This window comes from Serratia sp. Z4 (assembly GCF_009900725.1).
GTDB lineage: Bacteria > Pseudomonadota > Gammaproteobacteria > Enterobacterales > Enterobacteriaceae > Serratia > Serratia nematodiphila.
Genome location: NZ_JAAABD010000004.1, coordinates 121,260 through 144,196 on the forward strand (window position 1 = coordinate 121,260; position 22,937 = coordinate 144,196).

Sequence of the window (22,937 nt, forward strand, 5' to 3'; positions counted from 1 at the left end):
AGATTACATCGTCGGCTGCACCATCAGCTGGCCGGCGGTGCCGCGGTCGGCCATCTCCAGCGTCTGGCTGTAATACAGGAACGGGAAGTGTTCGGAGGTAGGTTGGTTGAAATACACCAGCAGCTCGACGTCGCCATCGACCCAGACGGTGTCCTTCCAGCCGCGATCTTCCGCCATCGGCTGCGCGCCGTTGACGCGTTTGATCAGGAACTGCACGCCCTGAATATGGAACGCCTGCGGCGTATCCGCGTGAATGTTCCAGCGTTCCCAGGTGCCTTGCTGCGCCTGTACGTCGATGCGGTTCATGTCCCAAATCGCGCCGTTGATGCCGACGCCGCCGTCGCCCAGGCGGAAATCGCGGGTGCGGCTGGCGCTGCCGTCCAACAGCTGATCCGCCAGCAGGCGCATCGGCAGGTTGTCGGTCACCAGCGGCAGCAGGCCGGTCGGGCGCAGCGTCAGCACCTGGGTGGACACCAGAATGCTCGACGGCTCGAACAGGCCGCGCAGGCGATCCATGATGCCCGCCGCTTCACCGGCGGTGATGGTCACCTCCTCGCCCTTCGACATGTCGATCAGCACTTCCCGGCGTTCGCCAGGCGCCAACGACAGCTGCTGCACCGCGACCGGCGCAGGCAGGAAGCCCTGATCGCTGGCAATCACGTTGAACGGCCGCCCGTCGCTGAGCTGCAGGGTATAGCGGCGCGCGTTGGAGGCGTTAAGCAGGCGCAGACGCACCCAGCCGCGCGACACGTCGACATACGGGTTTTGCACGCCGTTGACCAACAGCGTATCGCCGACGAAACCGCCCTGCGACGGTGCATCGTATTGCGGTGTGCCGAAGTTATCGAAGCGTTTGTCCTGAATGATCAGCGGGAAATCGTCGACGCCGTAGTGGTTGGGTAGCGGCAGCGCTTTGCTGACGGCATCTTCCACCAGCCACAGCCCGGCCAGCCCGTTGTAAACGTGCGGCGCCATACGGTTCGGCGTGTTGGCGTGGTACCAGCAGGTGGCCGCCGCCTGACGAATGGGCAGCACCGGCGACCAGTCGACGTTAGGCGACATCATGCGCGGCGCGCCGCCCATCAGCGTGCCTGGCACCTGCAGACCGCTGACGGTCATCGCTACCGGCTCCTGCAGGCGGTTGCTGTAGATCAGTTTGACGTCGTCACCGCTGTAAACCCGCACCGTCGGCCCCAGGTACATGCCGTTGATGCCCCACACCGCCGCTTTACGGTTATCCATAAACGCCCAATGGGCGCGCTGCAAGGTCAGGAACAGCGGCTGACCGCGGCGAGACTCCAGCAGCGGGGGAATGGGTAACGGGGTCTGCGTTCCGCTCGCCTCAGCCCTCAGCGGCACGGCGCCCGCGCACAGCGCCAGGCCCGATGCCTGTAAAAACTGACGTCGACTGAGTGACATATTTTCTCCATGAAAAGCAATAACTAAACCGTGTGCAAAACCCAAACGCCCGCCAATCAAGATTAGCAGGCGTTCAGGCGTTAACGGCGCTGAACGCCAATTAAAACCCTATTCTTTGAAGCTGGTAGACTCTTATTTTTTGGCGGCGTTGCGCTGGGCGACTTCGGCGTCCAATTCGGCGATTTTCGCCTCCATCAGCTCGCGGCAATGGGCCGCCAGCTCGCGCACGTTTTCTTTGCCGTATTTGCTGGTATCCACCGGCGCCAACATCTCGACGATCACATGACCGTTATTCCAGCGATTAAGATTTATATTACCGCTGGTGGTGGATACGCAGATCGGCACAATCGGCACGCCGGCGGCAATGGCCGCGTGGAAGGCGCCGGTTTTAAACGGCATCAGCCCACGACCGCGGCTGCGGGTCCCTTCCGGGAACATCCAGATCGAAATGTCTTTCTTTTTGAACTGCTCCGCCACCTGGGCGATGGTGCCGTGCGCCTTGGCGCGATTATCACGATCTATCAGCAGATTACCGGTCAGCCAATACAGCGGGCCGAAAAACGGGATCCACACCAGACTTTTTTTACCGACGGTCACGGTGCGCGGCTGCACGATATTGGAGGCCGTCACCATGTCGTAGTTATTTTGGTGGTTGGCGATATAGATGCAGTTGCCATTGTTGGCCGCATCGGCCGGCACGCGGGTTTCAACCTTGATGCCGAACAGCGTCGACAGGCGGCCGAAAAGATGGCCGAAGGTCGCCACATGGCGAGGGTTGCGCGGGCTGAACAAGCAATAAACAGAACCGAAAATACACACCAGAATACAGAAAAGAGTGGCGAGAACGGCACGCAAAATCAATAACATAACAACCTCATTAGCACACTGCCAACGCAGTTTACTTCGCTGCGCAGATTCCTTTACTCATTATTTGCCGGCCAGGCGGTAAGCACGCCGATGTCGCCTGCATTTCTCGCTATTTTCCTGCCAGGCGGCAGTACGCACAATAATTTTATGCGCAGAAATGTTAACTATTTGGAAAATAAACGCCAGCAAAAATAAATAAGGCGGCCACAGCTCGCTGCGACCGCCCGTTAACGCCGGCGCCAACGCTTACTCTTCGCTGTCGCCGCCCGACGCCCGCACCGGCGCATCCACTTCGACGCGATCGATGCGCTGCAGGCCGCGCGGCAGTTGGGTGCCCTTACGGCCGCGCTCCGCGCGGAACTTCTGCAGATCTTCCGGACGCAGCGTCAGCTTGCGTTTGCCGACGTGCAGCGTGACGGAGGCCTGCGGCGGCAGCACGAACAGCCAGGCCAGCTTGTCTTCACCGGCGGCGGCCTGCGCCGCCGGAATGGAGACGATCTTGTTGCCCTTGCCCTTCGACAGCTGCGGCAGATCGGCGACCGGGAACATCAGCATGCGCCCGGCGGCGGTGATCGACAGCAGCATATCGTCTGCGCCGTGGATCTCCATCGGCGGCAGCGCTCTGGCGTTGTCCGGCAGCGTGATCATCACCTTGCCGGCGCGGTTGCGCGCCACCAGATCGTTGAAGGTGCAAACGAAACCGTAACCGGCGTCTGAGGCCATCAGCAGTTTTTGATCGTCGGCCGCCATCAGCACCTGCTCAATGGTGGCGCCCGGCGGCGGCGTCAGCTTGCCGGTCAACGGCTCGCCCTGCCCGCGCGCCGATGGCAGCGTCATCGGATCGAGCGCATAGCTGCGCCCGGTAGAGTCGATAAACACCACCGGCTGGTTGCTCTTGCCGCGCGCCGCGCCGCGGAAGCTGTCGCCGGCCTTGTAGCTCAACCCTGTCGGATCGATGTCGTGGCCCTTGGCGCTGCGCACCCAGCCCATTTCCGACAGCACGATGGTCACCGGCTCGGACGGCACGAAGTCGTGCTCGCTCATCGCCTTGGCTTCCGCGCGCTCGGTCAGCGGCGAACGGCGATCGTCGCCGTAGGTTTGCGCGTCGGCCTGGATCTCTTTCTTAATCAGCGTATTCAGCTTACGCTCGGACGCCAGCAGCGCCTGCAGTTGATCGCGCTCTTTCGCCAGCTCGTCCTGCTCACCGCGGATCTTGACCTCTTCCAGCTTGGCCAGGTGACGCAGTTTCAGCTCGAGGATCGCTTCCGCCTGGGTATCGGAGATGCCGAAACGCTGCATCAGCACAGGCTTCGGCTCATCCTCGCTGCGGATGATGTGGATCACCTCGTCGATATTGAGGAACGCCACCAGCAAACCTTCGAGGATATGCAAACGCTTGAGCACCTTCTCGAGGCGGTAGTTCAGGCGGCGGCGCACCGTATCGCGACGATAGGCCAGCCATTCGGTGAGGATCTCCACCAGCCCTTTCACCTGCGGGCGGTTGTCCAGACCGATCATGTTCATGTTGATGCGGTAGCTGCGTTCCAGATCGGTGGTGGCGAACAGGTGATTCATCACCTGCTCCAGATCGATGCGGTTGGAACGCGGCACGATCACCAGACGCGTCGGGTTTTCGTGGTCGGATTCATCGCGCAGATCCTCGACCATCGGCAGCTTCTTGGCGCGCATCTGGCTGGCGATCTGCTCCAGCACCTTGGCGCCGGAGACCTGATGCGGCAAGGCGGTGATCACCGCGCTGCCGTCCTCTTTCTTCCACACGGCGCGCATGCGCACCGAGCCGCGGCCGCTCTGGTAAATTTTGCGAATTTCATCGCGCGGGGTAATGATCTCGGCTTCGGTCGGGAAGTCCGGCCCCTGCACGAACTCGAGCAGGTCATCGAGCGAGGCGCCCGGCTTGTCGAGCAGCGCCACTGCCGCAGCGGCGACTTCGCGCACGTTGTGCGGCGGAATGTCGGTCGCCATGCCGACCGCGATGCCGGTGGTGCCATTCAGCAGGATGTTCGGCAGACGCGCCGGCAGCATCTTCGGCTCTTGCAGCGTGCCGTCAAAGTTCGGGATCCAGTCGACCGTGCCCTGGCCCAGTTCGGCCAGCAAGACCTCGGCGTATTTGGACAGGCGCGATTCGGTATAACGCATCGCCGCGAACGACTTGGGATCGTCCGGCGCACCCCAGTTCCCCTGGCCGTCCACCAGCGGATAGCGATACGAGAACGGCTGCGCCATCAGCACCATGGCTTCATAACACGCGCTGTCGCCGTGCGGGTGATACTTACCCAGCACGTCGCCCACGGTGCGGGCGGATTTCTTGAATTTGGCGCTGTTGGTCAGCCCCAGCTCAGACATGGCGTAGATGATGCGGCGTTGTACCGGCTTCAAACCGTCGCCAATGTACGGCAACGCCCGATCCATGATGACGTACATGGAATAGTTCAGATAGGCGTTTTCAGTGAATGTGTGCAGCGGTAAACGCTCTACACCGTCATGAGTCAGATCACTCATTACTCAATTATCCTCAGACCGTGGCTTGGCAATCCCTTGGACGACAAAAGGCATCGCTTGTCGATTCTGCCCGCGATAGTAACCCATCTGCGGGGTAGCTGTCACAGTTGGCGCAAGGATCGCCGGCGACGGCCGTTTGCGCGATGCGGTTTATGCAAAATTTAGCTACCTGGCGGCCTCTTTATTGACTGACAGTCAACACTGTTGTGCGCTGGATCGCATTTTTACTTGCCTGACTCACGATTACACTCGTCACCAGCGAGATGGTTTCCGCCTTTTCCGCGGGAAGCATGCCATATCTTAACACTGACGGGAGCCGCGAAAGATGAGCAATATCCTGATTATCAACGCTAAAAAACAATTCGGCCATTCCAACGGCGAACTCAACCAAACCCTGAGCGACGTGGCGGAAAGCTTCCTGCGCGATCTGCAGCACGATGTGCAGGTCACCGTGGTCGACGACGGCTATGACATCGAAGCCGAAGTACAGAAATACCTGTGGGCCGACGCGATCATCTATCAGATGCCGGGCTGGTGGATGGGCGAACCTTGGATCCTGAAAAAATACATCGATGAAGTGTTCACCGCCGGTCACGGCAGCCTGTATGCCAACGACGGGCGCTCTCGTTCTGACGAAAGCAAAAAATATGGCTCCGGCGGCCTGATCCAGGGCAAAAAATACCTGCTGAGCCTGACCTGGAACGCCCCGATGGAGGCCTTCACCGATCCCGATCAGTTCTTCCACGGCGTCGGCGTCGACGGCGTTTACCTGCACTTCCACAAGGCCAACCAGTTCCTGGGAATGGAAGCGCTGCCGACCTTTATCTGCAATAACGTGATAAAACAACCGGATATCGAAGCGGACATCGCACGTTATCGCGAGCATTTGGCGAAAATTTTTGCTTAACTGACGCAGAACATTCTCATCAACGAGGCAGACATGATCACCGTAATCGCAGAAATCAAAGTGAAACCCGGCCACCGCGCCACCGTACTGCAAGCCATTGAAAAACTGGTGCCGCTGGTGCTGGCGGAAGACGGCTGCGGCGAATATACGCCGATGGTCGACAGCAATATCCAGGCCCCCTGGCAGAAACGGTCGCCGGATTCGGTGTTCATGCTGGAGAAATGGGAAAGCATGGCGCATCTGGAAAAACACCTGGCCATTGAGCACATGCTCAAACACCGCGAGACCATCAAGGACAGCGTGCTGGACACCGAGATCTACATCCTGGAAAACGCCCTGTAAGCTCCGCCTTATAACGTCTGCGCGTCGATGTGCGCGCTGACGTAGTCAAGAAAACAGGTGATGCGCGCCGCCAATTGCGTATTGCGGTAATACACCGCGTTGATCGGCTGGCGCACGTCCAGCGTCTCCTGCTCCAGCAACGTCACCAACTTGCCGGCTTCCCGATCGCGACGGGTCATAAAGTCTGCCAGCTGTACGATCCCCTCGCCCTGCAGCGCCAATTGCCGCAGCGTTTCACCGCTGGACGCAGAGATCGTCGGCGTGATAGCGAAATGCGGCGCCTGGCGATAGCGCAACGGCCACTGGTTCAGCGACTCCGGCTGGGTAAAACCGAGCAGACAATGCCGATGCAACTCCTCCACGCTCTGCGGCGTGCCGTGCTGCTGCAGATAAGCCGGGCTGGCGAGGATGCGCAGCCGGCTGGCTCCCAGCGCGCGCGCATGAATGGTCGAATCACGCAACGCCCCGATGCGAATGGCAATATCCGTGCGTTTTTCCAGCAGATCGATAATCAGGTTGTCGGTGTTCAGCTCGAGCGAAATTTGCGGATAACGTTCTCTGAATCCCGCCACCAGCGGCACGATGACGTGCTCCATAAAAGGTGCGGCCGCATTGATCCGCAGCCGCCCGGCGGGCATTTGCCGGCGCACCGCCATTTGCTCTTCGGCATTTTCCACCGAGCTGATGATCGTACGCGCATGGTTCAGGAAACTCAGCCCCTCTTCGGTCAGCTCCAAACGACGCGTCGTGCGGCGCATCAGGGTGGTATCGAGCTTATTCTCCAGGCGGCTGAGCGCGCGGCTGATGCCGGATGTTGTCTGGCCGAGCCGATCGGCGGCGGCGGTGATAGAACCGCTGTCGACCACCGAGGTGAACGCCAGCAATTCTTCGAGCGTGATCTTCATGCATTCCGGCCCAGGTTATCGGGCGCCGCATGAACGCCCTGCGGGAAAGCCGGCCCGGCGTTTCGCCGGGCCAGGGTCAGGCTCAGACCGCCAATTCGGCCATGTCGCCCTTGTCTTGCAGCCAGTTGCGGCGATCTTCCGAACGCTTCTTGGCCAACAGCATGTCCATCACCGCCAGCGTCTGATCGACGTCATCTTCCGCCACCGTCAGTTGCACCAGACGGCGGGTGTTCGGATCGAGGGTGGTTTCGCGCAGCTGCAGCGGGTTCATCTCGCCCAGCCCTTTAAAGCGCTGCACGTTCGGCTTGCCCTTCTTGCGCTTCAGCTGTTCCAGCACGCCGGCTTTCTCTTCTTCATCCAGCGCGTAGAACACTTCTTTACCGAGATCGATGCGATACAGCGGCGGCATGGCGACATAGACGTGGCCGCCTTTCACCAGCGAACGGAAGTGGCGCACGAACAGCGCGCACAGCAGCGTGGCGATATGCAGGCCGTCGGAGTCCGCATCCGCCAGGATGCAGATTTTGCCGTAGCGCAATTGGCTGAGATCTTCGCTGTCCGGATCGATGCCGATCGCCACGGAAATGTCGTGCACTTCCTGCGAGGCCAGCACTTCGTCCGAGGACACTTCCCAGGTATTCAGGATCTTGCCCTTCAGCGGCATGATCGCCTGATATTCACGATCGCGCGCCTGCTTGGCCGATCCGCCCGCCGAATCCCCTTCCACCAGGAACAGTTCGGTCATGGCCAGATCCTGCGAGGTGCAGTCCGCCAGCTTGCCCGGCAGCGCCGGCCCGCTGGTCAGCTTCTTGCGCACCACTTTCTTGGCGGCGCGCAGGCGGCGCTGGGCGCTGGAGATCGCCAGCTCGGCCAGCTGTTCCGCCGCCTGAACGTTCTGGTTCAGCCACAGGCTGAAGGCGTCTTTCACCACGCCGGAAACGAAGGCCGCGCACTGACGCGAGGAGAGACGCTCTTTGGTCTGCCCGGCGAACTGCGGATCCTGCATCTTCACCGACAGCACGTAGGCGCAGCGATCCCAGATATCCTCCGCCGACAGCTTCACGCCGCGCGGCAGAATATTGCGGAATTCGCAGAACTCGCGCATCGCGTCCAGCAACCCCTGACGCAGGCCGTTGACGTGGGTGCCGCCCTGCATGGTCGGGATCAGGTTGACGTAGCTTTCGGTCAGCAGCTCGCCGCCTTCCGGCAGCCACAGCAGCGCCCAGTCCACCGCTTCGGTGTCACCGGCGAAGTTGCCGACGAACGGCGCTTCCGGCAGGGTGATCAGGCCGTTAACCGCTTCCATCAGGTAGTCGGTCAGGCCGTCCTGGTAACACCAGCGCTGCTCGGTGTTGTTCACCTTATCGATGAAATAGATCTCGACGCCGGGGCACAGCACTGCTTTGGCTTTCAGCAGGTGAGTCAGGCGCGATACCGAGAAACGCGGGCTGTCGAAGAACTGTTCGTCGGGCCAGAAGTGCACGCTGGTGCCGGTGTTGCGTTTGCCGCAGGTGCCGGTCACCGTCAGATCTTGCACTTTGTCGCCGTTTTCGAAGGCGATGCTGTAAACGTTGCCGTCGCGGCGCACGTTGACTTCCACCCGCTTCGACAGGGCGTTGACCACCGAGATGCCCACGCCGTGCAGGCCGCCGGAGAACTGGTAGTTTTTATTCGAGAATTTACCGCCGGCGTGCAGCCGACACAGGATCAACTCAACCGCCGGCACGCCCTCTTCCGGGTGGATGTCCACCGGCATGCCGCGGCCGTCGTCGATCACTTCCAGCGACTGATCGGCGTGCAGGATCACGTCGATGCGCTTGGCGTGGCCGGCCAACGCTTCGTCGACGCTGTTATCGATCACCTCTTGGCCGAGGTGGTTTGGGCGCGTCGTGTCGGTATACATGCCGGGACGACGGCGCACTGGTTCTAGACCGCTGAGTACTTCAATGGCATCAGCGTTATAGCTGGATTGAGTCATCGTTGATTATTTTTTCGTGGTTAAAGGGAGGTGCCGGAACGGCCCGTCAGACCGCGTTTAGCCCTAAAAAATCCACAATCTGGGGGAAGTAGTGCTCGAAACCGACGAAGGCGTGGTTTCCACCCGACTCCACCGTTTGCCGACACGCGGTGTAATACGCCACTGCCTGGCCGTAATCGAGAATTTCATCGCCCGTTTGCTGCAGCAGCCAGATTAAATCCGGCGACTCCAAAGGATCGATCTGCATCACTTTCAGATCGTAAACGTGCCGAGACTCTAACACATATTGCTGGCCGGTGTAGGGGTTCTCGTTGGCGCCGAGGTAGTCGACCAGCAGCTCAAACGGCTTGACCGCCGGGTTGACCACCACCGCCGGCAGGGAAAAACACTGCGACAGCCAGGTGGCGTAATAGCCGCCCAGCGATGAGCCGACCAGCCCGAGCGTTTGCCCGGCGCGTTCCAGCACCAGATTTTCCAGCATCTCGGCGGCCTCCGCCGGAAAGGCCGGCAGCTGCGGCACCAACATCTCGATATCGGGATGGTGTTCGGCCAGCCAGGCCTTGAAGGCCACCGCCTTGGCCGACTGCGGCGAGCTGTTGAAACCGTGCAGGTAGAGCAGTGTCGAAGGCATCAGTATCCATCCGAGTCCATATCGGGGCGGAAGTCGTCGTTTTCCAGGCGGAACACCTGCGTCTCGACGCGACCGTCCGGCAGCAGATCGAGGTAGCGCCAGCCGGGGGAAACGTCGTCAATGGTGAAGTTCGTGCAGTGCGGCTTGAATTGCACGCAGGTAGACGGCGTCGCCAACAGGCGCCGCCCCTGCCATTCCAGATCCAGATCCTGGTGAATGTGCCCGCACACCACGGTATTCACTTTCGGATAACGCAGCAGGATCGCGCCCAGCATATGCGGGTTGCGCAGGCTGTGCTGATCGAGCCAGGTGCAACCGGACGGCAGCGGATGATGGTGCAGCAGCAACAGCGTATAGCGCTCGGGGTGAGCCTGCAGGCAGCGCTCCATCCACTCCAGCTGGTATTCGCTCAACTCGCCGTGCGGCACGCCGAACACCTGGCTGTCCAGCATCAGCACCTGCCAGTTATCGCCCAGCAGCACCTGTTTGGAAGGCGCGATGCCCGCGGCGGCCAATGCGTCGACCATCGCCGGTTGAAAATCGTGGTTGCCCGGCAGCCACACGCAGGGGGCAGGCAGTTGCGCGATGCCGGCGGCGAAGTGGCGGTACGCCTCTTGCGAATGATCCTGCGCCAAATCTCCCGTGGCGACGATCAAATCGACGTCGCGGCGCTGCGCCTGGATGGCGTCCAGCACCGCGTGATAGCTGCGATAGGTATTGATGCCGAGCAACGTCTCGTGTTCACCGGCAAAAAGGTGGGTATCTGTTATTTGTAGAATCCTGACCGCGGCCCCACTCGCCACGGGCAGTTTAAACAGGCTTTCCAAATGGTGTCCTTTGTTATTTCAGTCTGTCTAACAAACCGGAACCGCCATCGCTCCATGCGCCAAACAGTAGCGCAGCCAATCAGCAAGAAACTGGTTAATTTGATGCTTTTCGTCGCGTTGATGCAACTTTTTATTAGGATAATCATAACGCGCTTTAAAGCGGTAGATCTGCTGACTGGAACACACTTCCGCAACCATGGCGTCATGGTACAACCGCACCGTCATCGCGGGCAGGCTCCAGTAGCTGACCGCCGGAAAGATCTGCTCGATCTCCACCAGCGACGTGTAACGCGTGGACTCAACGATGGTCAAACGATAGCCGGCGCCGTTCACCTGATAAGTCACCGTTTCGCCCGCTTCGTCGTTGCGCGGCAGCAAGCGGCGCAATTGCGCGAAGTTGGTTTCGCACAATCTCATCATTTCGGGGAAATCAGGGGTATAGCGCTGTTTCATTAGTTGGCCCACTCTTTTCTTAACGATTCATGGTGCAACGCCAGCCATTGCAATGCAATCACTGATGCGGCGTTATCGATCGCGCCTTCCTCAACCCAGCGGTAAGCCTGTTCGCGGCTGACCACATGAACGCGGATATCTTCATGTTCTTCCGCCAGGCCGTGGATGCCCTCGGCGGTGCCGGCGTCCACTTCGCCGACCATGATCGACAAACGTTCGCTGGTGCCGCCGGGGCTGGCCAGATAGCTCAGCACCGGTTTGCAGCGCCCGACCACCACGCCGGCCTCTTCCTGCGCTTCGCGGCGGCACACGTCCTCGACGCTTTCACCGGTTTCGATCATACCCGCCACCATTTCCAGCAGCCAGGGCGAATTACTGGTATCGACCGCGGCGATGCGCAGTTGTTCAATCAGCACAACCTCGTCGCGCACCGGATCGTAGGGCAGCAGCACCGCCGCATGGCCGCGTTCGAAAATTTCACGCGTGATTTCAGGGCTCATTTCGCCATTGAACAACCGATGGCGAAACCGGTATAAATTGAGTGAAAAAAAACCACGGTACAGCGTCTCGCGTGCAATAATTTCTACATCTTTTTTATCGAAAGTAACGGGCGATGGCTGCGAACGGTTCATGCGCGAATTCTCCTGCTTGAGTATGCCGATAAAATAAACGGTTTTGATGACAGAAACAGCGGGACTCTCCGCCGCGGCTTTATGTTAGGCTGTTTTTCGCCGCCGGATGCGGCACGTTTGTGCGCTCGCAGGTAATAGCGGGAAACAATCCGGATTGTCAGCCATAATATCAGCTGCAGTCGGCCCGGGCAGTACGCCAAGGTAAATGGGCGGTCTGAAAGGTAAAAGTTACGTGAGATGGCACATTCAGCCACCTGATGCGTACCTCAGACTCTGCTAGAATCGGCAACTATTTCGTCTATCGTCAGCGCTAACATAGCAATATTGCTGCACAACAAGGAATGCAAATGAAGAAACTGCTCCCCCTTCTTATCGGACTGAGCCTGGGCGGCTTCAGTGCAATGAGCCAGGCAGAGAACCTGCTGCAGGTCTACAAACAGGCCAGGGAAAGTAACCCGGATCTGCGCAAAAGTGCAGCTGACCGCGACGCCGCATTCGAAAAGATCAATGAAGCGCGCAGCCCGTTGCTGCCGCAGCTCGGTTTAACCGCAGGTTACGATTACACCAACGGCTATCGTGACAGCAATGGCGTTAACAGCAACGTGACCAGCGGTTCGTTGGCGCTGACGCAAACCATCTTCGACATGTCGAAATGGCGCCAGCTGACGCTGCAGGAAAAGACCGCCGGCATCTCCGACGTTACCTTCCAGACAGCGGAACAGCAGCTTATTCTCAACACGGCGACCGCTTACTTCAACGTGCTGAAAGCGATCGATACGCTGTCCTATACCCAGGCGCAGAAAGACGCGGTATACCGCACGCTGGATCAAACCACCCAGCGCTTCAACGTGGGCCTGGTGGCGATCACCGACGTGCAGAACGCCCGCTCGAACTATGACACCGTGCTGGCGGCGGAAGTCTCCGCCCGCAACGATCTGGACAACGCGTTGGAAACGCTGCGTCAGGTCACCGGCACCTTCTACCCCGAACTGGCCTCGCTGAACACCGATCGCTTCAGCACCCAGCGCCCGGAAGCGGTGAACAACCTGCTGAAAGAAGCGGAAGCGCGCAACCTGAGCCTGCTGTCCGCCCGTCTGAGCCAGGATCTGGCGCGCGAGCAAATCCGCGCAGCCCAAACCGGCTATATGCCGACGATTGACGTCAGCGCGTCAACCGGCATCAGCAATACCAAATACAACGGCTCCAATACCGGTGGCGCGAATGCCGCACGCTACAGCGACTCCGATGCGGGCCAAAATAAGGTCGGCATCAGCTTCAACCTGCCGCTGTACAGCGGCGGCGCGACCAATTCGCAGGTGAAACAAGCGCAGTACGGCTTTGTCGGCGCCAGCGAGCAGTTGGAAAGCTCACACCGCAGCGTGGTGCAGACCGTTCGTTCGTCGTTCAACAACGTTAACGCTTCGATCAGCAGCATCAACGCCTACAAACAGGCGGTGATCTCCGCGCAAAGCTCCCTGGACGCGATGGAAGCCGGTTATCAGGTCGGTACCCGCACCATCGTCGACGTGCTGGACGCCACCACCACGCTGTATAACGCCAAACGTCAGCTGTCCGACGCGCGTTATACCTATCTGATCAACCAGCTGAACATCAAGTCGGCGCTCGGCACGCTGAACCAGAACGATCTGCTGCTGCTGAACGGCGCGTTGGGCAAGCCGGTATCGACCGCGCCTGACGCCGTCGCACCGCAAAACCGCGCGCAGGACGCCTATGCAGACGGCTATCAGGACAATGCGCCGATGCAACAGACCGCGGCGCCGGTACCGGCGGCCACTCGCGCATCCGCGCCGGCCGTTACCACCAGCCAACCGGCTCGCCACAGCGGCAACCCATTCCGCAACTGATGCGCGCACGCTGACAAACACGGGGTTCGGCCTGCGCCGCGCCCCGTTTTTTTTGCCTCGATTTCACCACTTCTGCCCGCCGCCTCACAGCCGCCGCCGCGTCAGGTGGTATCATCGTCACTCTCGTTTTCGCAGTCTGGATGAGGTTCGATGGACAACGATTCACGCTGGCAGCGTCTGATTAACGACGGCGAATTGCCGCCGCCGCTGCGCCCGGCACAGGCGGTTTACGCCTCCTGGCTGCGCTGCCGCAGCCTGATGCAGCCTGATGTCTGGCAAGCGCCGCACCGCGCGCAGGGCGCGACCTTCGAATCGATTTGCCGCCGCAAGAACGATCTGCTGACGCTCGGCCAGGCGGCACTGGAAGACGCCTGCGAATACATGGAGCCGCGGCGTTGCCTGCTGATGATCCTCGACGAGAGCGGCTGCATGCTGTGGCACTGCGGCGACGCCCAAACCTGGGAGACTCTGCAGCAACTGGGATTCGCCCCCGGCGCTTACTGGGCCGAGGGACAGATCGGCACCAATGCCCCGGCGCTGGCGGCGGCGGAAGGTCACCCGGTGCGGGTGAGCGGTGAAGAACACGTGCGCCGGGCGCTGCACGGCTGGTCGTTCTGCGCCACGCCGGTCTACGACAACAGCGGCCGCCAGCGCGGCTCGATCGCCCTGGGTTGCCTGCTGGCCGACAGCGCCGCCGGCGATCTGTCGCTGACGCTGGCCATCGCCCGCGAAATAGGCAATTCGCTGAACGCCGACGGCCTGCTGGCGGAATCCAACCGCCATCTGAACCAGCTTTACGGCCTGCTGGATGGCGTGGACGACGGCGTGATGGCCTGGGATCATCGCGGCTACCTGCAATACATCAACCAGCGCGCCGCCGGCCTGCTAAAACTGGACGAGCAGCAGAGCCAGGGCAAACCGCTGGCGCAGTTGCTGACGCTGCCCGCTCTGCTCAAGCGCGCCATCGCCGATCGGCAACCGCTGCAACACGTCGAAGTCACCTTCGAAAGCCAGCGGCAATTTATCGCCGCCTTGCTGACGCTCAAGCCGATTTTCGACGGCGATCGCTGCAGTTTCATCGCCCTGCTGCACCCGCTCGAACGGCTGCGCCAATATGTCAGCAGCCAGCTGGGGCGCGTCAGCCACAGCTTCGAGCAGATGCCCTCCGCCTCGCTGGAGATGCGGCGGCTGATCCGTTACGGCCAGCAGGCGGCCAAAGGCCAGCATCCGATCCTGCTGCGCGGGGAGGAAGGCGTCGGCAAAGAGCTACTCAGCCAGGCCATCCACAACGCCGGCGAACGCGCCGCCGGGCCGTATATCGCCCTCAACTGCCAACTGCTGCCGCAGGCGCAGGGGCTGCGTGAGCTGCTGGGCAGCGACGCCAGCGAAGAAGAGGCGGGCCAGCTCAGCAAATTCGAATTGGCCAACGGCGGTACGCTGTACCTCGAACAGATCGAATACCTGCCGGCGGAGATGCAGTCGGCGTTGCTGCAGGTGCTGAAAACCGGCGTGGTGATCCGCCTCAATTCCAGCCGGGTGATCCCGGTCGATGTGCGGGTGATCGCCGGCAGCGCCGCCGATCTGCCGCTGCTGGTGCAGCAAAACCGCTTCCGCCGCCAGCTGTTTTACAGCCTGCAGGCGTTCGAGATCCAGATCCCGCCGCTGCGCCAGCGGCTGAGCGATATTCCGCTGCTGGTCAAACACCATTTGCGCACGCTGGAGCAGCATTTCCAGTGTCGCTTTCGGGTGGATGACGAAGTGATGGCCCAGCTGGCGCTCTACCTGTGGCCGGGCAACGATTTGGAGCTGAAAGGAGTGGTGGAGCGCGCGGCGATGATTTGCCACGGCCACCACATCCAGCTGGCGGATCTGCCGGCGCACCTGCTCGGCCAGCCGTCGCTGCTGGAAAGCGATCCGCAGCCCGGCGCACCGCTGTTGACGCTGACAGACATGGAACGCCAGGCGATCCTGCGCGCAGCGACCGTCAGCCGCGGCCAGCTGACGGAAATGGCGCAGCTGCTGGGCATAGGCCGCACCACGCTGTGGCGGAAGATCAAACAGCACGGGATCGACATCCGCCAGTTCAAGCTGCGCGCCTAGTGGCTGAGCTGCAATACCCCGCGCGCGGCGTCCAGCATCGCCTTCTGCCCGCTGCGGGTTTTGCTCAGGCAATCCTGCATGCCGACCACCATCGGAATGCCCATCGCCTTCGCCAAAATGGCGCTGTGCGACAGGGCATTGCCGCCACTCAGACAGATGCCGAGCACCAGCCGCCTGTCGAGCATCACCACCTCCGAAGGCATCAGTTCGTCCATCACCAATATTGACGGTTCTGTCAGCGCAATAACCGGCAGCGGCAGCCCCTGCAGATGGCACAGCGTGCGGCGCAGCATGTCGCGCACGTCCAGTTCGCGCGCCCGCATGTAGTCGTCATCCAGCTCGCGGTACTCTTCGGCGATCGCCTCCAGCACCTGTCGCCAGGCCTGCTCGGCGCTGCACAGCTGTTGCGCGATGCGGGTGTAAGCCGCCTGCTGCAGATCCGGATCGTCCAGCAGCATGCTGTGGGCGCCGAAGATCGCCGCCTGCGGCTTGCCGATCAGCGTGCCGGTGCGTTCCGCCAGCCGGTTCAGATCGCTCAGCGTATGCTGTAGCGCCTCCCGCAGGCGTTGCTGTTCGCCCAATACCTCGTCCGCGCCGATGCGCCGCTCGGACGTGGGTGGCCAGAAGCTGTAAGCCTGGAACACCGGCCCGCTGGTGACGCTTTCCGCCACCGGAATACCGTGCAGCGAAGGCTGCTGCCGCTCGGAGACCGTCTCGCCAAAATGCTGCTCCGCCAACGCTTTGAACGCCGCCAGCGCCTCGTCCGCCTGCGCGCCGTCGGCGATCAAACGGATGGTGTCGCCGTGACGCACCTGCAGCAGCGCCAGCTGATTGAGGCTGCGCGGATCGACGCACTGCCCCTGCTTTTCCAGCACCAGCTCGGCCTTGAACGGCGCCAGCGTCTCGACCAGCCGCGCCGCCGGGCGCGCATGCAACCCGTGCGGATTCTGCACCGTCCAGGTTGCGCTTTTGCCCTGCGCCAGCGGCAAGGCCACGGTTTTCGCCGTAGGTGAAGCCTCGCCCAGCTGTGCCTGTTTGCCCTGTAGCGCCCCCTGCGCCTCCGCTACCACCTGCTCCAGTGAGGCGCCGGAGTTGGCGGCAACCACCGCCGCCAGCGTGCCTTCAACCAGCGGCGCCGCACACAGCCGCACTTTGGCGGCCAGATCCGGGTCCAGCAGATCGAGCGCGGTTTCGGCACTGAGCAGCGCGCTGCCCAGATCCATCAGCACCAGAACGCCATCGCCGTCGGCGACCGCTTCGATCGCCTCCATCACTTTGACCGCGTCGGTGCCGATCGGGTGCTGCTCGTCATCCACACCCGCCGCCAGCGCTAGTTTGCAGCCGTCGCCGCGCATCATCTGCCGCGCCAACTGCTCAACGCCGCGCGCCAGCAACGCGCTGTGCGAAACCACCACGATATTAATCATCTCGCCTCCTGCTAACTGCCGGCGACCTCGGCCAGCGTTTTCATCATCAACATCACCGAAGTGGCGCCGGGATCCTGGTGGCCGATGCTGCGCTCGCCCAGGTAACTGGCCCGCCCCTTGCGCGCCTGCATGGTGATGGTGCTCTCCACCGCCCGCTCGGCGCTGTCGGCGGCGCGCTGCAGCGCCTCCGCCACGCTCAGGTTCTGCTGCGCGGACTGGCCGAGGCTTTCCACCACCGGCCACCAGACGTCGCACATGGTCTTGTCGCCCGGCTCCGCTTTGCCGCGCATCACCACGCCTTCAACCCCTTCCTGCATCACCTGATGCAGCTCCGTCAGATCCAGGCTTTGCTTGGCGTTCGCCGCCTGCGCCGCGCGGATGAAGAAGGTGCCGAACAGCGGACCGCTGGCGCCCCCCACGCTCGACAGCAGCGTCATGCCGGTGTTTTTCAGGATAAAACCGATGTCTTTGTCCGCCACCGACGGCAGTTTTTCCACCACCTTATTGAAACCGCGATTCATGTTCAAACCGTGGTCGGCATCACCGATCTCGGTGTCCAACTGGGTCAGAAAATCGCGCTCCCGGCTGAACACCTCGCCGCAACGCATCAGCCAATCGACAACCTGTTGTTTGGTCAACGCCATGATTCCTCCTCAGCAACCCCAACGCAGCGCAGGCGTTTTCACCGGCGCATCCCACAAGGACAACAGCTCGTCGTCCACGTTCAACAACGTGATGGATACCCCCTGCATATCCAGCGAGGTGCAATAAGAACCCACCAGGTTGCGTTCAATGATGATGCCCGCCTCGGCACAGCGCTCCGCCAGCCGATGGTACACGCCATACAACTCAGACAATGGCGTGGCGCCCAGATTGTTGACCAGCGCGATCACCCGATCGCCGCGCGTCAACGGCTGCTTGGTCTGCATCTCGTCGCGCCACTCGCCCTGCTGACGATCCCAGACGCGGATCGCGCGCTGATAGTGGCCGTGGTCGATCAACGTATGGAACATGTCGTCCACCGCCGCGTTGAGCGTGGTGAACGGGCGGCGCGCAATGCCTGGCTCGCCGTGAATGCCGACGCCGAACTCCATTTCGTTCTCCGCCAGGGTGAACGACGGCTTGCCGGCGGCCGGCACGGTACAGGCGCCCAGCGCGATGCCGATCGAATGCCCGTGGTTGTTGATGCGATGCCCCAGCGTCACCACGCTGTCCAGATCGTCGCCGCGCGCCGCGGCGGCGCCCAACAGTTTCTCCATCAGCACGGTGTTGGCCACCCCGCGCCGCCCGGCGGTAAACAGGCTGTCTTTGACCGCCACGTCGTCATCCACCAGCACCGTCGCCACCGCGACGCCGCTGTCGTGCAGCAGCTCGGTGGCGGTTTCGAAGTTGAGCACGTCGCCGGTGTAGTTCTTGATCAGCAGCAGCACCCCGGCGCCGCCGTCGATCGCTTGACCGCACTCGTACATTTTATCCGGCGTCGGCGAGGTGAAAATCTCGCCCGGACAGGCGCCGTCGAGCATCCCTTCACCGACGAAGCCGCAGTGCATCGGCTCATGGCCGCTGCCGCCGCCGGACAGGATCGCCACTTTGCCCGCCACCGGCGCGTCGGCGCGGGTCACGAACACCGGATCCGCGTGCACCAGCAACTCGGGGTGAGCTTCCGCCAGCCCCTGCAACTGCTCTTCCAACACCGACTCGACCTGATTAATCAGTTTTTTCACGATGGTTTCCTCTGTAAGCCAGGGGCGCGGCGCACCGCGCCCCAACGGTATCAATGACGCAGCAGCCAGGCGGCGCCCAGCCTATCCGCCGTCAGGATCGCCGCCTGCACCCCGGCAGGGGTGACCTTGAACGGCATGTTGTGAATGGTTTCACCCGCGGCGCAGCTGGCCTCGGCCACCGCCATCGTCTTCGTCGCCACGTCGCCGGTAATGCCCATCTGCGCCAGCGTGATCGGCAGGCCGATGCCATGACAAAACGCCAGCACGGTTTCAATCTGCGCCATCGGGCTGTTCTGCAGCACCAGCTGCGCCAGGGTGCCGAACGCCACTTTTTCGCCGTGATACAGGTGGTGACACTCCTCCAGCACGGTGAAACCGTTGTGAATGGCGTGCGCCGCCGCCAGCCCGCTGCTCTCGAAGCCGATGCCGCTCAGATACGTATTGGCCTCAATGATGCGTTCCACCGCTTCCGTCACCACGCCGGCTTCGACCGCCAGCTTGGCCTTCACCCCTTCGGCCAGCAGCGTGTCGTAGCACAGCCGCGCCAGACTGAGCGCCGCCAGCGTCGATTTGCCGCCGGCCATGCTGGTGGCCTGCGCGTCGAAGCAGGCCTGGGCTTCGAAATAGGTGGAGAGCGCGTCGCCCATGCCGGCTACCAGCAGGCGCACCGGCGCTTTGGCGATGATGGCGCTGTCCATCACTACCATGTCCGGGTTGCGCGGGTAGATCAGGTATTCAGCGAATTCGCCCTGTTCGGTGTAGATAACCGACAGCGCGCTGGTCGGCGCATCGGTGGAGGCGATGGTGGGAATGAGCACCACCGGCAGCCGTTGGTAGTGGGCGACGGCCTTGGCGGTGTCGAGCGTCTTGCCGCCGCCGACGCCGATCACCCCGCGGCAGCCGTGGGTCTGCAGCTCGCGGCCAAGGCGGTCTATCTCTTTACGGCAGCACTCGCCGTTGAAGCGGGCCGCATGATGTTTCACGCCGTGCTGCTGCAGGCTGCCCATCAGGGTGTCGCCCGCCAGCTGCATCACAAAGTCGTCAGCGATCACGAAATAATGGTCGGCGAGGGATTTGGCGTATTCGCCGACGGCGGACAGCGCATTGGCGCCCTGAATGTATTTGCCTGGTGACTGGATGATTCTCAACATAACCGGATCCTTGTAGGGAGTTGGCGATGGTAACGTTCAGATATCAGGTGATGACGCGCCGGCTTCGCCGCCGGCTTGTTGTTGTGCTTCGACTATGAGCGCCTGCCGCCCGCCTGGCGAGCCACGCGATTTTTGTTCCATTATGGAACATCATCATAGCGACAACGTTTCATGATGAAACGCTAACGCGCGTTTTTTCGCCGCGAAAGCGAACTGGCGCACACCCCAACGTATAACTGCGTAAAGAGTGGATTCTGCGGGCGTTTCAGCTTTAATTTTGACCATGTTTCCCCTATCCTTAGCGCCACTACTGGGAAAGGGCGAAAACAGCCCGCATGATGGGATTGATAACGATGAAACGGACAAAAAACATCAACCAAGAGACGTTCCGCAAATCCTGGCGCAGCTACCGTGTCGCGCCCGTGGCCTTGGCGATCAGCGCCGTCTTTATGCTGGCCGGCTGCGAGAAGAGCGATGAAACGGTCTCCCTGTATCAGAATGCCGATGACTGTTCGCGCGCCAATCCTTCGATGAGCGAGCAGTGCACCACCTCCTACAACAATGCCCTGAAAGAAGCGGCGAAAACCGCGCCGAAATACGCCACTCGCGAAGACTGCGTCGCCGAGTTCGGCGAAGCGCAGTGTACCCAGGCTCCGGCACAGGCCGGCATGGCGGCGGAGTCACAAAGCAGCGGCAGCTTCTGGATGCCGCTGATGGCGGGCTACATGATGGGCCGCCTGATGGGCGGTTCCGGCTTCGCGCAGCAGCCGCTGTTCACCTCCAAGAATGCCGCCAGCCCGGCGAACGGCAAGTTTGTCGACGCCAGCGGCAAGAGCTACGGCCCGGCCACTGCCGGCGGCCGCACCATGACGGTGCCGAAAACTGCCATGGCGCCGAAGCCTGCGGTCACCAATACCGTTACCCGCGGTGGCTTCGGCGAGACCGTGGCCAAGCAGACCAGCATGCAGCGCAGCAGTGCCACCTCCAACTCCGGCTCTCGCAGCATGGGCGGTTGATGCATGAAACGTATTGCTATTACTGAGCGCCCGGACTGGCGTGAAAAAGCGACCGAGTTCGGTTTTCGTTTCCACACCATGTACGGCGAGCCGTACTGGTGTGAAGACGCCTATTACCAGTTCACGCTGGCGCAGATTGAAGAGATCGAAAGCGCCACCGCCGAGCTGCATCAGATGTGCCTGCAGGTGGTGGAGAAAGTGGTCGGCAGCGACGAGCTGATGGCCAAGTTCTGCATCCCGAAACACACCTGGGAGTTCGTGCGCAGCTCCTGGCGCACCAACCAGCCGTCGCTGTATTCGCGTCTCGATCTGGCCTACGACGGCATCAACCCGCCGAAGCTGCTGGAGAACAACGCCGATACGCCGACCTCGCTGTATGAAGCGGCCTTCTTCCAGTGGCTGTGGCTGGAAGATCAGATCAATGCCGGCAAGCTGGATCCGCAATCGGATCAGTACAACAGCCTGCAGGAGAAGCTGATCGAGCGTTTCGCCGAGCTGAAAGCGCATCACGGCTTCGGCCTGCTGCACCTGGCCTGCTGCCAGGACAGCGAAGAAGATCGCGGCACGGTGCAATATCTGCAGGACTGCGCGCAGGAAGCCGGTCTGCCGACCGAGTTCCTGTTCATGGAAGAGATTGGCCTTGGCGAGAAAGGTCAATTCACCGATCTGCAGGATCAGGTGATCGGCAACCTGTTCAAGCTCTATCCGTGGGAATTCATGCTGCGCGAGATGTTCTCCACCAAGCTGGAAGACGCCGGCGTGCGCTGGCTGGAGCCGGCCTGGAAAAGCATCATCTCCAACAAGGCGCTGCTGCCGCTGCTGTGGGAAATGTTCCCGAACCACCCTAACCTGCTGCCGGCTTATTTCGCGCAAGACGATCATCCGCCGATGGATCATTACGTCACCAAACCGCTGTTCTCGCGCGAAGGCGCCAATATCCAGATCGTCGAAAACGGTCAGGAAGTGGCGCGCGTCGATGGGCCGTACGGTGAAGAAGGCATGATCGTGCAACAGTTCCATCCGCTGCCGAAGTTCGAAGACAGCTACACGCTGATCGGCAGCTGGCTGGTGAACGATCAGCCCTGCGGCATCGGCCTGCGCGAAGATCGCGAACTGATCACGCAGGATCTGTCGCGCTTCTATCCGCACACCATCCTCGGCTGATCGCCCCGCTGAAGGTAAAAACGCCAGTCGCTGACTGGCGTTTTTTCTTTAGCCCACCTGCACCGACAGCATGCTAAGCGCCCCCATTTCGATACCGTCGATCGGCACGCTGATGGCCTCTTTTCCATCCCAGCCGCCGAGCACATACAGCAACGGCAGATAGTGTTCCGGCGTCGGATTCGACAGCGCCGCCCCCTCATGGCGCATGAAATCCACCAGCGGATGGTTATCGCCCCGATAACGCAGGTTATCCCGGACAAAGTTATTGAAAGATTCCGCCCACGGGTAGGCGCTGGTATCGCCCTGCCATTTCACCATGCGCAGGTTGTGCACCACGTTGCCGCTGGCGACGATCATCACGCCCTCGTCCCGCAGCGCGGCGAGTTTGCGGCCCAGCTCATAGTGATAGGCCGCCGGCTGCGTGCCGTCGAGGCTAAGCTGCACCACCGGAATGTCAGCATCGGGATACATCTTGATCAGGACACCCCAGGTGCCGTGATCCAATCCCCACTCGCCGAGATCCGCCGTTACCGGCACCGGCGCCAGAATTTGCTGCAGCTGCGCGGCCAGCGCGGGAGAGCCCGGCGCCGGATAGCGGGTATCAAACAGCGCCTGCGGGAACCCGCCAAAGTCGTGAATGGTTTTGGGTTTTTCCATCGCGGTGACCGCAGTGCCGCGGGTATACCAATGCGCGGAAACCGCCACGATCGCCTTCGGGCGCGGCAATGACTCACCCAACGCACGCCATGCCCGGGTGTAACGGTTGTCTTCCAGCACGTTCATCGGGCTACCGTGGCCAAGAAACAGTGCCGGCATACGAGAGGTGTTCATAGAGGGATCCTTAGTTCAAATTGTGCTATGCCGCTACATTACGCGCTTTGCCGCAGCAACACAGCCGGATAACCGTGATGATGATCTTCAATAAATTTGAATTAAAAAGCGCAAAAATGCACCGGCCAACAGAAAGTTAAAAAATACATATTTTTCAATTAATTAATAAATTCCGTGA

At 61.2% G+C, this 22,937-nt stretch carries 20 protein-coding genes; 6 read left to right on the top strand and 14 right to left on the bottom strand.

Annotated features, from left to right (window positions below; all coding sequences use genetic code 11):
• Nucleotides 1–3: 3 nt before the first annotated feature.
• The 3 genes from ftsP to parC all read right to left on the bottom strand — a co-directional run bounded on the left by ftsP (nucleotide 4) and on the right by parC (nucleotide 4,806).
• The gene (gene ftsP / locus GT753_RS16455; protein WP_004937270.1) at nucleotides 4–1,419 is read right to left on the bottom strand and encodes a cell division protein FtsP; all 1,416 of its coding nucleotides are present in this window, start codon (nucleotides 1,417–1,419) and stop codon (nucleotides 4–6) included.
• Between the two features lie 132 nt (nucleotides 1,420–1,551).
• Nucleotides 1,552–2,286: a 1-acylglycerol-3-phosphate O-acyltransferase gene (locus GT753_RS16460; RefSeq protein WP_004937266.1), complete on the bottom strand. Its 735-nt coding sequence runs from the start codon at nucleotides 2,284–2,286 to the stop codon at nucleotides 1,552–1,554.
• A 246-nt stretch (nucleotides 2,287–2,532) separates the two neighbouring features.
• The gene (gene parC / locus GT753_RS16465) at nucleotides 2,533–4,806 is read right to left on the bottom strand and encodes a DNA topoisomerase IV subunit A (RefSeq protein WP_004937261.1); all 2,274 of its coding nucleotides are present in this window, start codon (nucleotides 4,804–4,806) and stop codon (nucleotides 2,533–2,535) included.
• 325 nt (nucleotides 4,807–5,131) lie between these two features.
• Here parC and GT753_RS16470 point away from each other — a divergent pair, with 325 nt between their 5' ends.
• Together GT753_RS16470 and GT753_RS16475 are read left to right on the top strand one after the other, a co-directional pair.
• Nucleotides 5,132–5,713 carry an NAD(P)H-dependent oxidoreductase gene (locus GT753_RS16470; RefSeq protein WP_004937260.1) on the top strand — a complete coding sequence of 194 codons (582 nt, stop codon included), beginning with the start codon at nucleotides 5,132–5,134 and terminating at the stop codon, nucleotides 5,711–5,713.
• Nucleotides 5,714–5,746: 33 nt separating this feature from the next.
• A complete protein-coding gene (locus GT753_RS16475; protein WP_160125777.1) occupies nucleotides 5,747–6,055 on the top strand; it encodes a putative quinol monooxygenase in 309 nt (102 codons plus the stop codon).
• A gap of 8 nt (nucleotides 6,056–6,063) precedes the next feature.
• Here the strand turns inward: GT753_RS16475 and GT753_RS16480 are convergent, their stop codons facing one another.
• The 6 genes from GT753_RS16480 to nudF form a co-directional block, all read right to left on the bottom strand.
• Nucleotides 6,064–6,960 carry a LysR substrate-binding domain-containing protein gene (locus tag GT753_RS16480; protein WP_015379080.1) on the bottom strand — a complete coding sequence of 299 codons (897 nt, stop codon included), beginning with the start codon at nucleotides 6,958–6,960 and terminating at the stop codon, nucleotides 6,064–6,066.
• 82 nt (nucleotides 6,961–7,042) lie between these two features.
• Nucleotides 7,043–8,938, bottom strand: a complete 1,896-nt coding sequence (gene parE, locus GT753_RS16485) for a DNA topoisomerase IV subunit B (RefSeq protein WP_004937254.1) — start codon at nucleotides 8,936–8,938, stop codon at nucleotides 7,043–7,045.
• 46 nt (nucleotides 8,939–8,984) lie between these two features.
• A complete protein-coding gene (yqiA, locus tag GT753_RS16490) occupies nucleotides 8,985–9,569 on the bottom strand; it encodes an esterase YqiA (RefSeq protein WP_015379081.1) in 585 nt (194 codons plus the stop codon).
• Nucleotides 9,569–10,396, bottom strand: a complete 828-nt coding sequence (gene cpdA / locus GT753_RS16495; RefSeq protein ID WP_004937250.1) for a 3',5'-cyclic-AMP phosphodiesterase — start codon at nucleotides 10,394–10,396, stop codon at nucleotides 9,569–9,571. Before cpdA ends, yqiA begins: the two co-directional genes overlap by 1 nt.
• A gap of 27 nt (nucleotides 10,397–10,423) precedes the next feature.
• A complete protein-coding gene (locus GT753_RS16500; RefSeq protein WP_004937244.1) occupies nucleotides 10,424–10,849 on the bottom strand; it encodes a DUF1249 family protein in 426 nt (141 codons plus the stop codon).
• Nucleotides 10,849–11,481 (bottom strand): ADP-ribose diphosphatase, encoded by a 633-nt coding sequence (gene nudF, locus GT753_RS16505; protein WP_004937242.1) that lies wholly within the window; start codon nucleotides 11,479–11,481, stop codon nucleotides 10,849–10,851. Before nudF ends, GT753_RS16500 begins: the two co-directional genes overlap by 1 nt.
• 347 nt (nucleotides 11,482–11,828) lie before the next feature.
• Here nudF and hasF point away from each other — a divergent pair, with 347 nt between their 5' ends.
• Together hasF and dhaR are read left to right on the top strand one after the other, a co-directional pair.
• Nucleotides 11,829–13,346, top strand: a complete 1,518-nt coding sequence (gene hasF, locus GT753_RS16510; RefSeq protein WP_075685410.1) for a multidrug efflux transporter outer membrane subunit HasF — start codon at nucleotides 11,829–11,831, stop codon at nucleotides 13,344–13,346.
• A gap of 150 nt (nucleotides 13,347–13,496) precedes the next feature.
• Nucleotides 13,497–15,446, top strand: a complete 1,950-nt coding sequence (gene dhaR / locus GT753_RS16515) for a dihydroxyacetone kinase operon transcriptional regulator DhaR (protein WP_075685412.1) — start codon at nucleotides 13,497–13,499, stop codon at nucleotides 15,444–15,446.
• Here dhaR and dhaM read toward each other — a convergent pair.
• The 4 genes from dhaM to GT753_RS16535 are packed head-to-tail and all read right to left on the bottom strand — an operon-like array spanning nucleotide 15,443 to nucleotide 19,748.
• Nucleotides 15,443–16,873, bottom strand: coding sequence for a dihydroxyacetone kinase phosphoryl donor subunit DhaM (gene dhaM, locus GT753_RS16520; protein ID WP_015379084.1), 1,431 nt, complete (start codon nucleotides 16,871–16,873; stop codon nucleotides 15,443–15,445). The genes dhaR and dhaM overlap by 4 nt on opposite strands.
• Before the next feature lie 11 nt (nucleotides 16,874–16,884).
• The gene (dhaL, locus tag GT753_RS16525) at nucleotides 16,885–17,517 is read right to left on the bottom strand and encodes a dihydroxyacetone kinase subunit DhaL (RefSeq protein ID WP_015379085.1); all 633 of its coding nucleotides are present in this window, start codon (nucleotides 17,515–17,517) and stop codon (nucleotides 16,885–16,887) included.
• Between the two features lie 9 nt (nucleotides 17,518–17,526).
• Nucleotides 17,527–18,597, bottom strand: a complete 1,071-nt coding sequence (gene dhaK, locus GT753_RS16530) for a dihydroxyacetone kinase subunit DhaK (RefSeq protein WP_015379086.1) — start codon at nucleotides 18,595–18,597, stop codon at nucleotides 17,527–17,529.
• A gap of 50 nt (nucleotides 18,598–18,647) precedes the next feature.
• Complete coding sequence (locus tag GT753_RS16535; protein WP_075685414.1) at nucleotides 18,648–19,748, bottom strand: glycerol dehydrogenase; 1,101 nt, start codon at nucleotides 19,746–19,748, stop codon at nucleotides 18,648–18,650.
• A gap of 353 nt (nucleotides 19,749–20,101) precedes the next feature.
• On the opposite strand from GT753_RS16535, the gene GT753_RS16540 reads away from it, so the two are divergent.
• Nucleotides 20,102–20,764 carry a DUF1190 family protein gene (locus tag GT753_RS16540; protein WP_015379087.1) on the top strand — a complete coding sequence of 221 codons (663 nt, stop codon included), beginning with the start codon at nucleotides 20,102–20,104 and terminating at the stop codon, nucleotides 20,762–20,764.
• Between the two features lie 3 nt (nucleotides 20,765–20,767).
• A complete protein-coding gene (locus tag GT753_RS16545; protein WP_015379088.1) occupies nucleotides 20,768–21,928 on the top strand; it encodes a glutathionylspermidine synthase family protein in 1,161 nt (386 codons plus the stop codon).
• A gap of 48 nt (nucleotides 21,929–21,976) precedes the next feature.
• On the opposite strand, the gene ygiD is transcribed toward GT753_RS16545, so the two are convergent.
• Nucleotides 21,977–22,759 (bottom strand): 4,5-DOPA dioxygenase extradiol, encoded by a 783-nt coding sequence (gene ygiD / locus GT753_RS16550; protein WP_076740999.1) that lies wholly within the window; start codon nucleotides 22,757–22,759, stop codon nucleotides 21,977–21,979.
• Nucleotides 22,760–22,937 lie beyond the last annotated feature (178 nt).